14 protein-coding genes are annotated in these 11,816 nt (G+C 43.7%); 11 read left to right on the forward strand and 3 right to left on the reverse strand.

Translation table 11 applies throughout. The features are described from left to right. Positions 1 to 46: 46 nt before the first annotated feature. The gene (gmk, locus tag HL061_RS11170) at positions 47 to 673 is read right to left on the reverse strand and encodes a guanylate kinase (protein ID WP_071003072.1); all 627 of its coding nucleotides are present in this window, start codon (positions 671 to 673) and stop codon (positions 47 to 49) included. A gap of 353 nt (positions 674 to 1,026) precedes the next feature. Here gmk and ispH point away from each other — a divergent pair, with 353 nt between their 5' ends. From ispH to HL061_RS11225, 11 genes are all read left to right on the forward strand, one after another. Continuing rightward, positions 1,027 to 1,983: a 4-hydroxy-3-methylbut-2-enyl diphosphate reductase gene (gene ispH / locus HL061_RS11175; RefSeq protein WP_058024602.1), complete on the forward strand. Its 957-nt coding sequence runs from the start codon at positions 1,027 to 1,029 to the stop codon at positions 1,981 to 1,983. Between the two features lie 53 nt (positions 1,984 to 2,036). Then, positions 2,037 to 2,285, forward strand: a complete 249-nt coding sequence (locus HL061_RS11180; RefSeq protein ID WP_058024603.1) for a hypothetical protein — start codon at positions 2,037 to 2,039, stop codon at positions 2,283 to 2,285. 63 nt (positions 2,286 to 2,348) lie between these two features. After that, positions 2,349 to 3,164, forward strand: a complete 816-nt coding sequence (locus HL061_RS11185) for a thioesterase family protein (protein WP_071003074.1) — start codon at positions 2,349 to 2,351, stop codon at positions 3,162 to 3,164. 462 nt (positions 3,165 to 3,626) lie between these two features. Continuing rightward, positions 3,627 to 5,588 (forward strand): molecular chaperone HtpG, encoded by a 1,962-nt coding sequence (gene htpG, locus HL061_RS11190; protein WP_071003076.1) that lies wholly within the window; start codon positions 3,627 to 3,629, stop codon positions 5,586 to 5,588. A 317-nt stretch (positions 5,589 to 5,905) separates the two neighbouring features. Then, a complete protein-coding gene (locus HL061_RS11195; RefSeq protein ID WP_071003078.1) occupies positions 5,906 to 7,387 on the forward strand; it encodes a C13 family peptidase in 1,482 nt (493 codons plus the stop codon). Positions 7,388 to 7,485: 98 nt separating this feature from the next. Beyond that, positions 7,486 to 8,376 carry an S-formylglutathione hydrolase gene (fghA, locus tag HL061_RS11200; RefSeq protein ID WP_071003079.1) on the forward strand — a complete coding sequence of 297 codons (891 nt, stop codon included), beginning with the start codon at positions 7,486 to 7,488 and terminating at the stop codon, positions 8,374 to 8,376. A 226-nt stretch (positions 8,377 to 8,602) separates the two neighbouring features. Continuing rightward, entirely contained in the window at positions 8,603 to 8,884 is a 282-nt protein-coding gene (locus tag HL061_RS14035; RefSeq protein WP_313907114.1) for a TIGR03643 family protein, read from the forward strand. A gap of 113 nt (positions 8,885 to 8,997) precedes the next feature. Next, entirely contained in the window at positions 8,998 to 9,687 is a 690-nt protein-coding gene (gene rpe / locus HL061_RS11210; RefSeq protein ID WP_071003083.1) for a ribulose-phosphate 3-epimerase, read from the forward strand. Positions 9,688 to 9,843: 156 nt separating this feature from the next. Then, positions 9,844 to 10,173 (forward strand): hypothetical protein, encoded by a 330-nt coding sequence (locus tag HL061_RS11215; RefSeq protein WP_071003769.1) that lies wholly within the window; start codon positions 9,844 to 9,846, stop codon positions 10,171 to 10,173. A 106-nt stretch (positions 10,174 to 10,279) separates the two neighbouring features. Then, positions 10,280 to 10,591: a hypothetical protein gene (locus HL061_RS11220; protein WP_058024609.1), complete on the forward strand. Its 312-nt coding sequence runs from the start codon at positions 10,280 to 10,282 to the stop codon at positions 10,589 to 10,591. A 218-nt stretch (positions 10,592 to 10,809) separates the two neighbouring features. After that, a complete protein-coding gene (locus tag HL061_RS11225) occupies positions 10,810 to 11,121 on the forward strand; it encodes a hypothetical protein (protein WP_071003085.1) in 312 nt (103 codons plus the stop codon). Positions 11,122 to 11,229: 108 nt separating this feature from the next. Here the strand turns inward: HL061_RS11225 and rpmG are convergent, their stop codons facing one another. Together rpmG and rpmB are read right to left on the reverse strand one after the other, a co-directional pair. Beyond that, a complete protein-coding gene (gene rpmG, locus HL061_RS11230; RefSeq protein ID WP_010201403.1) occupies positions 11,230 to 11,385 on the reverse strand; it encodes a 50S ribosomal protein L33 in 156 nt (51 codons plus the stop codon). A 127-nt stretch (positions 11,386 to 11,512) separates the two neighbouring features. Next, positions 11,513 to 11,749, reverse strand: coding sequence for a 50S ribosomal protein L28 (gene rpmB / locus HL061_RS11235; RefSeq protein WP_057761372.1), 237 nt, complete (start codon positions 11,747 to 11,749; stop codon positions 11,513 to 11,515). Between the last annotated feature and the right edge of the window lie 67 nt (positions 11,750 to 11,816).

Here is an 11,816-nt window from a genome sequence, read left to right on the forward strand (position 1 = left end):
TATATCTACTTGTTAGATAAGCACCTGACGAGCATTGTAGCCTAGTTTACTCTTCTACTTGCTTATTTAGCAAGTTGCTAATCGTGCGATGATAACGCTGCTGCTGACGGCTAAGGGTTTGTCTATCCGCCACGATAATCGCTTTTAGCTCAGCTAAGGCTACATCAAAATTATCATTGATCACGACATAGTCAGCATTTACGTATTGTGCCATTTCGGTGACCGCGCCAGCTAGACGGCGCTCTATCACTTCTACAGAATCCTGCGCACGGGTTGAGAGACGTTGGCGCAATGTAGCAATGCTGGGTGGTAGAATAAAAATCATAATGGCATCGGCAAAGATTTCTCTGATTTGCGTCGCCCCTTGCCAGTCAATCTCCAAGATAACGTCAATCCCCGCTGCTAGTTGGGTGCGTACGCTTTTCTCTGACGTGCCATAATAGTTACCAAATACTTCTGCATGCTCTAAAAATAGACCCGCATTGATACCATTGGTAAAACTATCAGTATCTGTGAAATGATAGTGCTGACCATCAATCTCGCCTGGGCGCGGGGTGCGAGTCGTATGTGAGATACTGACCGTTAAGTCGTTGGTCGTAGCAAGTAATTGCTTAACCAGTGAGGTCTTGCCCGTACCTGAGGCGGCAGTAACAATAAATAATGAACCTGTCATACAATTTATCCTAATGGAATATGTGCTAGTAAAATGCGTCTTAGTAACAGACTAAAAGACGATTCAGTCAGTGGTAGAGACTGGAAAAAAGAAAAAACGCCATCATGTATGGCGATAGAAATCATCGTAGTTGCGTCATTATAAACTGCTTTTATATGAGATAAAGTGGGTTTTGCAATATGTAGCTAGCATGTTGATGTTTGCACCTGACATATTGCAATGAGTGCGCTGCTATTTTTGAGGGCAATAAAATCAAATTATGCTAAAGTAGAGCATTGATTTTGCCCCAACTTTTGAATCAAAGCTTTTATACATAAGCTTTAGATATAAATTATCCGACGATAGGCCTTTTTATGCAAATTTATCTTGCCAATCCCCGTGGGTTTTGTGCTGGTGTGGACCGTGCGATTGCGATTGTTAATGAAGCACTAATACGTTTTGAGCCACCCATCTATGTCCGTCATGAAGTTGTACATAATAAATTTGTGGTGTCGGATTTGGCCAATCGGGGCGCGGTATTCGTCGAAGAGCTTCACGAAGTACCGGATGGGTCTGTGGTGATTTTCTCTGCTCACGGCGTCTCTAAAGCAGTCGAAGATGAAGCTGGTCGCCGTGATATTACCGTATTTGATGCCACTTGCCCTTTGGTCACTAAAGTACACATTGAAGTGGCAAAATTTGCACAAGACGGTATGGATGCCGTGTTGATAGGACATGCCGGACATCCAGAAGTAGAAGGCACGATGGGTCGATTCAATGCAAAAAACGGTGGGCAAATCCATTTAGTGGAAGACGAAGCTGATGTTGCTGCTCTCACTGTGGAAAATGCCGAACGCTTGGCTTTTGTGACTCAAACAACCCTGTCGATGGATGATACGGCTCGTGTTATCGATGCACTGCGTGAAAAGTTCCCTAGTATTCAAGGTCCCCGTAAAGACGACATCTGTTATGCCACCCAAAACCGCCAAGATGCGGTAAAAGATTTGGCCAGTCGCTGCGAAGTCGTTTTAGTCGTCGGCTCGCCAAACTCTTCAAACTCTAATCGTCTGCGCGAGCTTGCTGAGCGTATGAATTGCCGTGCATATTTAATTGATAACGCTAGTGAGATGGATAAGCGTTGGTTGGATGGTGTGCAGAGTATCGGCGTGACCGCTGGCGCATCCGCGCCTGAAGTGCTGATCCAAGAAGTGTTACAACAGTTGCAGGACTGGGGGGGCGATCTGCCTAGTGAGCTATCTGGTATTGAAGAAAACGTAACGTTTAGTCTGCCGAAAGCCTTGCGGATTCCTGTCACCCAAGTTGGTAAGTAATTAGGACACGCCCTCGTATTTGTATGAATCATCATTTATATGGATAAGCTCGCATGAAAGAACCAAAAGCCAGATTTGTATTGGCAGAAGCCACGCTCGCTGAAGTGAATAAGCAACTGAAACTCAATATGCTTGTCATGGTGGCAGTGGTCTTTGTACTGTTTATGAATATCATGAAGTTTATGGCAGAAAAAAGCGTTCTTTACGCTGTTCTCGCAGTCATAATGATTTGCTTACTGTTCTTCATACAAAAAGCTCGCGGTATTCTCATACTAAGAAAACAAGAGCTTACCCATAAATAGAAAATACAAGCATAAATAAAAAATATAGGTGAAAATGCCAAATATAGGAAATAGAGAATAGTTATGACTGCTTATTACAAATTTATTAAACGCGAACAGCCAGAAGACGGAGTTAGTCTGGCGCATTACCAGCCAACCAAGCATGCACAAGGCGCTTGGAATGAGCATGAGCAGCATATGGCACCAGCGACAGGTCTTCTGACAGCTGAGATTAATAACTTTGCGCCGCAAGCCAATACCCGTATTGCTCGTGTCAGTCTTGATATTTTAGGCCTGATACCGCTCGATGACTTTACCATTACTACTCGCTGCATCCGACCAGGTAAAACCATTGAATTGATTGAAGCGGTTATGAGTAGCCGTGGTCGAGATGCCATTATTGCAAGAGCATGGCGACTGATTACGCAAGATACTAGTGAGATTGCTGGACTTGAAGATCAACCAGCAAAATACAAACCTGAAGAGTTGCCCGTTTGGGAAGACATGAAAGGCTGGCCGGGCGGCTTTATCGAAAGTGTGCGCTTGGTGGCCGCTCCAGATCGCCGAGAAGGTCGCGGCATGGTTTGGATAACCAACGATGTCGAGATGGTAGAGGGCGTACCCACTGATGATATGGTGCATCTGCTGGGCATGGTCGATACGGCCAATGGCGTGGTACCAAGACTGGGTTTAGGTCTGTCAAAACTAGAGTGGATGTTTCCCAATACAGACCTGCAAATCCATATGCACCGTGTCCCTAAAGGTCGCTGGCTCGGTATCGAGGCGGTACAGCAGTATGGCGCTGATGGTATCGGGCTGACCAGTGCTGTGCTCCACGATGTGCATGGTCCCTTTGGTCGTAGCGAGCAAATACTGACCATCCGCCCGATGCCACGTTAAAAGAGAAAGAATCAACTGTCTAGTAATTTTGGAAAACGAAACGATATGTTGTAATCAATTAATTATACAAATATTGGAGAAATGGTTTTAATAGTAGCTAATAAGACGATATTACCAACCAGACGATATCAATCGACATAGAGGTGACTATGAAAGCATATACTCAATTTTCCAAAAAACTGACGACTATTTGGGAGTTATTAATAGAGGCTTATTCAGAATAGTGGTTAGCTTTTGTTCTTGCGCTAAAAAATGACTGATACCAGAACGCCGCCTTGATAAACAAGCGCGGTGTTTTTTATTGAATAGGGCTTTTGAGCTTGAATTTTTTCTCAATGACCCTATTAGTATAGACAGTTTAACGGTATCACATACGGCAGGGTCTCTAACATTATGAGAGCGGTCTTAGTGAGTATATCGTTATCTGATAATAGGTCTTTCATAGAATTTAAAGGAGTTTTTATGAGTGAAGCAACTCAAGCTGAAGGTCTGAATCCAGAATTAAAAAAACATACGTTTGAAGCAGAAGTCGCCCAGCTACTGCACTTGGTCACGCATTCACTATATTCTAACGCTGATATTTTTGTCCGTGAGCTCGTCTCTAACGCGTCGGATGCTTGCGATAAGCTGCGCTTTGAAGCCACCAATGATGATAGCCTTTATGAAGACGATGGCGAATTAAAAATCCGTATCGCCGTCGATGAAGACGCCAAAACTATTACCTTTACTGATAACGGTATTGGGATGAATGAAACCGATGCCATCGAAAACTTAGGTACCATCGCCAAATCAGGCACCAAAGCGTTTTTAGACAAATTGTCTGAATCACAAAAACAAGACGGACAATTAATTGGTCAATTCGGTGTTGGTTTTTACTCAGGTTTTATCGTGGCTGACACCATCAGTGTTGAATCACGTAAAGCGGGTGAGCCTGCTGATAAAGGCGTGCGCTGGGTATCAGATGGTACTGGTAGCTTTACGGTTGAGCCTATTACCAAAGACACGCGCGGTACCGCGATCACTTTGCACCTAAAAGAAGAATATAGCGAGGGCGAAGATAACTACCTAGACCGCAGCAAGATCAAGCGCTTGGTCAATAAATACTCTGACCATATCAGTCTGCCCATTCAGATGCGTAAAGAGATCTGGCAAGAAGATGTCGTCGATGACGAAAATGATGACACGCCTACTGGTGGCGAGATGGTACTGACGGATGAGTGGGAAACCATCAATAAAGCCAGTGCGCTATGGACACGCTCAAGCTCTGAAATCGACGATGATGAGTATGTTGATTTTTACAAAAACATCACTTATGACATGGACGCGCCGCTTACGTGGACGCACAACCGTGTCGAGGGCCGCGTACAGTACACGCAGCTTTTATATATCCCTAAAAAAGCCCCGATGGATCTATACACTCGCGAGCAGCAGCACGGTCTAAAGCTTTATGTGAAGCGCGTCTTTATTATGGATGATGCTGAGCAGCTATTACCGATGTATTTGCGTTTTGTGAAAGGGGTGATCGATTCAGCAGACTTGCCACTGAACGTGAGCCGTGAGCTATTACAAGAGTCGCGCGATGTAAAATCTATTCGTGATGGTAACGCCCGCCGTATCTTGACTTTGCTGGCCAGCCTTGCCAATAGCGAAGACAGTGACAAGCAAGAAAAATTTGCCCAGTTCTATGCAGAGTTCGGCGATGTCATCAAAGAGGGCTTGGGTGAAGACGCCGGTAATAAAGAACGTATTGCTAAGCTATTGCGTTATGCCACCAGCACCCAAGATGGCCTTGAGACCAGCTTTGAAGACTATAAAGGCCGTATGAAAGATGGGCAAAAAGCCATCTATTATTTAACGGCTGATAATCTAGCTGCAGCAAAAAACAGTCCGCAACTTGAGCTGTTTAAGAAAAAAGGCATCGAAGTTATTTTGATGACCAGCCGTGTTGACGAATGGGCAATGAACTTCTTAACCTCATTCGATGACACACCGCTGCAAAACATTGCCAAAGGTGCCGTAGATCTAGGCGATTTGCAGGATGAAGCAGAAAAAGCCGAAGCCGAGAAAGCCGAAGAAACCCTAAAGCCTGTCGTTGATAAGCTTAAAACTGCGTTAGGCGAGCGTGCTAAAGATGTTAAGGTTTCAACACGTTTGGTTGATAGCCCTGCTTGCTTAGTCGTTGGTGAAGGTGAGCTATCACCGCAAATGATTCAGATGCTACAGCAAATGGGTCAGGATGTACCAGCAAGTAAGCCAACGCTAGAGGTCAATCCTGATCATCCACTCATTAAGAAGCTTGAGAGCAGCGAGCAGTTTGATGATTTGGCGCAAGTCATTTTTGATCAAGCGTTGTTAGCAGATGGCGGGCAGTTAGAGGATCCAGCCGCTTATCTAAAGCGCGTTAATGAGCTATTGATGAGATAATGTCTGGTAATTGATGTAAAAGGAGGTCTTGTCTGCAAGGCCTCCTTTTTTATTGAGGTTTATGGTCATATTTGAATGAATTTTACAAATCATCCTTATCCTCTTGACCGACAATCCGTTACAATCGCGATAGATTAGCGAGCTAAACTATTGGTTAATGCTAGTCATCTTCGATAAACATTCCATCGTGAATTCAATATAAATAGATGTCTACAGCCGTGAAAAAATCGTAAGTCGATTACATCAAGCGGCGACGACATCATGATAGTTATCATTGGGTCATTTTATTTTTCTCGACTGGCTAGAGGTCTAAGTCTTTGTCACTTACGTCGTTAAAAACCGTATCGCTCCAGCGTTTTTCGCTTAATTTCGCTGCCAATATTATCGCAACTTTGTGGATGTTGGTGGGTTCAACTCGGGCGTTTTCTTGGGTAAAGCCCACCTTTATGCAGTTTGCTGTATTTGCCTTATTGGCACTTGGTAGTAACGTCCTATTTTCGTGGTTGGCGGCTGAAAGTGGTAGTATATTCAATGAGCAGGGGCTGGTCAGTTATTTGATCTGGCCGATGATTATTTTATTAAGCGGTATTATTTTGGCACGGCGAGCCAGCAATCAGACACTGGTTTTTGTGCCCGTCGTTCTTTGGTTGGTTGCTGATACCTTATCTGCATTATTGCAGAGCTTGGTACAGTTTTTTGGTAGCTATGGCTGGTTACCTGAGTGGAGTTACTCGTTTTTACCCATACTATTTTTGGTATTGTTTTTATGGCAGACGCTTTCTTTGCTATGGATTTTTTCTCGTCGCCTGCGTATACCATGGTGGGAGCGAATCATCATATTGGTTGGGGCGGTGGCATTGTTGACGATCTGGCAGCGCAATGTCGCTGATCAGCCTATATTTAAGCAAATTCCAGTAGAGCCTGTGTTGGAAGAGGCGGCACTATATGAGCAGCCCCGTTTATTACAGCAAGCATTAAATAGTATAGACCCAAGTATCGATGGCAAAACCGACTGGTACTTTATGGGTGTGGCAGGGTTCTCTGGTCAAAACGTCTTTCGTTCTGAGATCAATAAAGTGCGTGAGCTGTTTGATGTGCGTTTTGGGACCAGCGGGCACTCGTTGTCTTTGATTAATAATACGTATAGTTGGATGGACGAGCCAATTGCGACCAAAACCAGCATCCTACGCGGCTTGAAAAAAATCGGTCAGCAGATGAATGCTGACGAAGATGTGTTGTTTTTGACGCTATCTTCACATGGTAACGAGGATATCGTTCAGTTAGCGAATCCGCCAATCGCGATGGACAATCTAGATGCTGCATGGCTTCGTGAAGCACTGGATGCCTCGGGTATTCGCTGGCGTGTGATTGTGGTATCTTCTTGTTATTCGGGTTCATTCATCGATGAACTAGCGTCTCCGACTACAGTGGTGATAACGGCATCAGCCGCTGACAAAGCATCTTTTGGTTGTACCAATACGGCTGAGATGACGTATTTTGGTCAAGCATTTTTTGCTGAAAGCTTGAGAGGAAATACCAGTTTTGAGTCGGCTTTTAAGGATGCTCGTATACGTGTCAATGAGCGTGAGAGCGCAATGGGGTTTGAGCCATCAGAGCCGCAGATGGTAATCGGCAGTTTGATGGAAACCGCCTTACCTGCATTTGAGCAAGTGCTGTTTGATAAAGCGCGACCTTCAGTTGCAAGTCTTACGAATAATACTGCTTCTACGACCGTCAATGCTTTACCTGAAACTACTGCTAATCTATCGGTAGGCGAAGTAGATGCAGCTGCCGAATAAATATGAGAAATGATCTAGTAACTGGCAAATGCTAGTATCAAATAACGAGTACTTATTAAACGCCATCGTTGGTTTTTTGAATAAAAAGGATATCACTCATGCAGAATTCTTATAGTCATAGTTTGTCTAACCATAAACAGCTTACCCAAAAAAGTGTAAATCGCTGTTTTAATGGTGAGCAGCATTATTATAGTCACGAATCGACGTCTACCAAAACCTCTATGACGTTTAGTATTTATCTACCTGATGAGGCCTTGGCTGGACGACGTTGTCCTGCGATATTATATCTATCGGGTCTGACGTGTAACGCGGACAATGTGACGCATAAAGGTCATTTTCAACAAAAATGTAGCGAGCTTGGTATGATACTTATCGCACCTGATACTTCGCCTAGAAGTAGTGAAGACAGCGATGTACCAAATGATGAGCGCTATTTTGTTGGTCAAGGTGCAAGCTATTATGTTGATGCCACTCAAGCACCGTGGTCAGACAACTTCAATATGCAAAGTTACATCGTTGATGAGCTATATGACTTATTACGCTCAGAGTTTCCTATCGATAGCATCGGTATTACAGGGCACTCGATGGGTGGGCACGGCGCGTTATTGCTAGGATTTAAGTTCCCAAGTAAGTTTGTCAGCGTATCGGCGTTATCGCCAGTGTGTGCCGCCAGTGAGTCTGCTTGGGGACAAGCTGCCTATACAGAGTACTTCGGTGATGATAAGTCTCTATGGGTACAAGCCGATGCGGCGCAGATGATCGAAAAAGTGGGTCAGCAGTATGCGAGCATTTTGGTTGATCAAGGCGCGGCTGATAATTTCTTAGCAGAAGGTCAGCTACAGACTTCTAAACTACAAGACGCTTGTGCAAAAGCCGAACAGCCCTTAACATTACGCTATCAAGCGGGGCATGACCACAGCTATTATTTTATCCAAACGGTGATTAATGATCATATCGAACATCATTGGCATATGGCTCAAATGAGCTAAGAGGTCATTCAGATGACCGTGATATGTTTTTCGCTATCTCATTCCTGCTCAAAAGGTGATTTTTATGGCAGGTTATCAAGTTTTGACAGCTTCCAACGTGAAAGATAAATCAGTAGATGCACGCTCTACAAGGGCAACGATGCAAGCGGATATGGACGCTGCTTTGGCAAAAAAGCAACATGATGTCGATAGTGACCACGTATCCGAAGCGAAAGCAAAAGAGTATATCGCAAAAACCGTCAACGATGCAGGTGAGAGAGTACTTGATGAGACGCAAATATCTCGCGTGATAGAGATGGCATGGGAAGACAGAACGCCATTCGGTGCGATAGAGCATAGCTATGGTCTCGATGAGACTGCGGTTATCAAGCTCATGCGCCAAGAGCTAAAGCCATCATCTTTTCGTTTATGCCGCAAGCGCGTGAGTAATCGTGCTACCAAGCATGAGGCAAAGCGCTCTTTCGAAGTTGGTCGTGCTTATTGTAAGACCCAATACAAGCAGCGCTAAACAACTAAGTATTTAGTATCAATATGTCAAAGGCTCGCAGCATATGTGAGCCAATTAGAATTTTCTTTTAATCTATCCATATCTTATATAAACATGAATTAGGTAGCCCAATTATGAACAGTCCTGCTAGACCTTATCTTATTGCCCCATCGATACTCTCAGCTGACTTTGCGCGGTTGGGCGAAGAAGTGGAGAAGGTAATAGAGTCGGGTGCTGATGTGATTCATTTTGATGTCATGGACAACCATTACGTACCCAATTTGACGTTTGGTAGCATGATTTGTAAGGCGCTGCGTGACTATGGTGTGGAGGCGCCAATTGATGTCCATTTGATGGTATCACCTGTCGATAGTATGATTGAGCAGTTTTTGGAAGCGGGGGCAAGTATCATCACCTTTCATCCAGAAGCCAGTCATCACGTTGATCGCTCTCTTCAGCTTATCAAAGATGGTGGGGCAGAGTGCGGTTTGGTACTCAATCCTGCCACATCGTTACACCATCTAGATTGTGTGATGGATAAAGTGGATCAAATTTTATTGATGAGTGTTAACCCTGGTTTTGGCGGTCAGTCGTTTATCGATAACACATTAGACAAAATACGTCAGGTACGTCAGCGTATCATCACCAGTGGTCGAGATATCAGATTAGAAGTAGATGGCGGTGTCAAAGCCAGCAACATTCGTGCGATTGCTGAAGCAGGGGCTGACATGTTTGTCGCTGGGTCTGCGATATTCAACCAAAAAGACTATAAAGCGGCTATTGATGAGATGCGCGCAGAGTTGGCTTTAGCCAATAATAGCTAATCTGCATATTGTGACATGATCGATAAACGGTGTTGGCGACCAAAAAACAGTATTGAAGTAGGCCATATCATTTGCAATTGTGCGCAGTGGCCAGTCATGTAAAGGTGAATCATGGACAACAAACATTCTACCAACTCATTGAAACCTTCTGAGACGATGAAACATACTGATCAGACACCGAAAAGTGAGACACAACGTAGCTTGGTGCCCAAAGGTATTACCATTGGCATGGCTATATTTGCGCTGGTACTGAGCTTGGCAGGTTATGGCTTTCGTTTGATGGTGGGTGATGATGTCGGAACAGTGTTGCGCCATGCTGCGGTCATTGTGCCTGCGTTCATGTTAGGTATTCCGCTGTTTTTTTGGGTAGGTTCTCGTATAGTCAACAAGGTTAAAGGACTGCATATCGAGAGCTGGAATGCCATTAGTTTGGGCTATTTGACTTCTTGTGTATCGATGTTATGGCTGATGGGCACTTATAGTTAAAGGGTTTTGCTATAAATATAGTGCTTTTTTATGCTTGCATTGTGACGTGCTATTTTATACTTTTTAATCATTAAGCCATGTTCTATGTGCATGGCTGGAATTTTATATGCGAATTGTACCGGCCAGTATTGCCAAAATTATCTATCCAAAAGATTTACCAAATGGCTTATTTACCAGCTTAATCATAGCTTGTCTTTTGATGGGGCTCGCTTCACTGCGTAACGGGACGGATTTACAGGGTTGGCTCAATGTGATTGAGAACTGGCTGCTGATGCTATTGATACTTCCGACTGCAACGGCGACTGTTGCTCTGCCTTTTAAATACCGCGATCCCACCCTTGAGCTAAAACTGGTCTATTACCTTGGGATGTTCGTTGCTTTCTTATTTACGTTAGCGAAACTGCGCTATTGGCGCTAATGTGTCCTTATTGCAAGGCATCCAAGTTTTTTATAGTGAAGACTGATGTGATAGCCCTTGAATTCTAGTGTTAAAGCGTCCATTGTATGAGTAAGACAGATTTACCCGCGTTACTGTAAGATGATAGATTTGCCGAATGCGTTTGTTTTCAATAAATAACGGCTTTGCAATCACTAGTTTCTCTACCAGTACTAAACGGGATAATAAGGAACATATTAATGCCATATGATATCGATAATGATATAGAAGTAGACAACGAAAGTAGCGATCAGTTTGCAGGGTTTGCCAAAGAAACCACCTTAGAGTTAGTGGAAGCAGATGATGGTAGATTGTTGTTGCGTGATGCCGAGCAAGATGAAGCGCCGCTGATGACTATCGACTTTTCTGACAAGCTAAAAGAGCTACTTGGTAGTGACACTCAAGTGATTGGTCAACACATGATTCATGCTGCGATTCAGGTCATTATGCAAAAGCAAATGAGTAAGTGGCATGCGCATGTATATGATAAAGAACCAACGCACTACAGTTGATCTAGTTATTAGTGAGCTGAAGATAGCTAAATATACAAACATAAAAAAAGGGTTTATCCATTGATAAACCCTTTTTTTGTTCAAATAATACCATTGATAAAATGAAGATTATTTGATTTTAGCTTCTTTAAAGATCACGTGCTGGCGTACTTTTGGATCAAACTTTTTGATTTCCATTTTGCCAGGCATAGTGCGCTTGTTTTTAGTAGTGGTGTAGTAATACCCAGTACCAGCTGTTGATACTAATTTAATTTTATCTCTCATGATAGCTTTCCTGTAAATGAGGGGTCTTCAAACGATAGGTACGTGTCTCAAAGAGCAAGTTGCCACAGCTAATGTAGCAAAACAGCAGCTAAATAATGAGAGTCATCACTCAGCTGCTATTTTTAACTTAAACTTTTTGACCTTGTGCGCGTAGATCCGCTAACACTTTATCGATACCAAGTTTGTCAATGATGCGCATACCTTTAGTAGACACACGTAGACGTACAAAGCGGTTTTCAGACTCTACCCAAAAACGATGGTTGTGAAGGTTTGGTAGAAAGCGACGACGGGTTTTGTTGTTTGCATGCGAAACATTATTACCCACCATAGGGCGCTTTCCAGTCACTTGGCAAACTCGAGACATGGCGAACTCCTAATCTATGAGGCATGAGTTTTTCTCATACCAGTCTGGGCAAGTTGCACGTTTATGC

This window comes from Psychrobacter sp. PSP (assembly GCF_024085615.1).
GTDB classification, from domain to species: domain Bacteria; phylum Pseudomonadota; class Gammaproteobacteria; order Pseudomonadales; family Moraxellaceae; genus Psychrobacter; species Psychrobacter pacificensis.

Bases quoted from the DNA above. Each gene is read 5' to 3' on its own strand.
- HL061_RS11215 (WP_071003769.1), top strand. From the start codon at position 9,844: ATGAAACATACTGATCAGACACCGAAAAGTGAGACACAACGTAGCTTG.
- HL061_RS11220 (WP_058024609.1), top strand. From the start codon at position 10,280: ATGCGAATTGTACCGGCCAGTATTGCCAAAATTATCTATCCAAAAGAT.
- htpG (WP_071003076.1), top strand. From the start codon at position 3,627: ATGAGTGAAGCAACTCAAGCTGAAGGTCTGAATCCAGAATTAAAAAAA.
- fghA (WP_071003079.1), top strand. From the start codon at position 7,486: ATGCAGAATTCTTATAGTCATAGTTTGTCTAACCATAAACAGCTTACC.
- HL061_RS11185 (WP_071003074.1), top strand. From the start codon at position 2,349: ATGACTGCTTATTACAAATTTATTAAACGCGAACAGCCAGAAGACGGA.
- rpmG (WP_010201403.1), bottom strand. From the start codon at position 11,385: ATGAGAGATAAAATTAAATTAGTATCAACAGCTGGTACTGGGTATTAC.
- rpmB (WP_057761372.1), bottom strand. From the start codon at position 11,749: ATGTCTCGAGTTTGCCAAGTGACTGGAAAGCGCCCTATGGTGGGTAAT.
- gmk (WP_071003072.1), bottom strand. From the start codon at position 673: ATGACAGGTTCATTATTTATTGTTACTGCCGCCTCAGGTACGGGCAAG.
- HL061_RS11180 (WP_058024603.1), top strand. From the start codon at position 2,037: ATGAAAGAACCAAAAGCCAGATTTGTATTGGCAGAAGCCACGCTCGCT.
- HL061_RS11225 (WP_071003085.1), top strand. From the start codon at position 10,810: ATGCCATATGATATCGATAATGATATAGAAGTAGACAACGAAAGTAGC.
- rpe (WP_071003083.1), top strand. From the start codon at position 8,998: ATGAACAGTCCTGCTAGACCTTATCTTATTGCCCCATCGATACTCTCA.
- ispH (WP_058024602.1), top strand. From the start codon at position 1,027: ATGCAAATTTATCTTGCCAATCCCCGTGGGTTTTGTGCTGGTGTGGAC.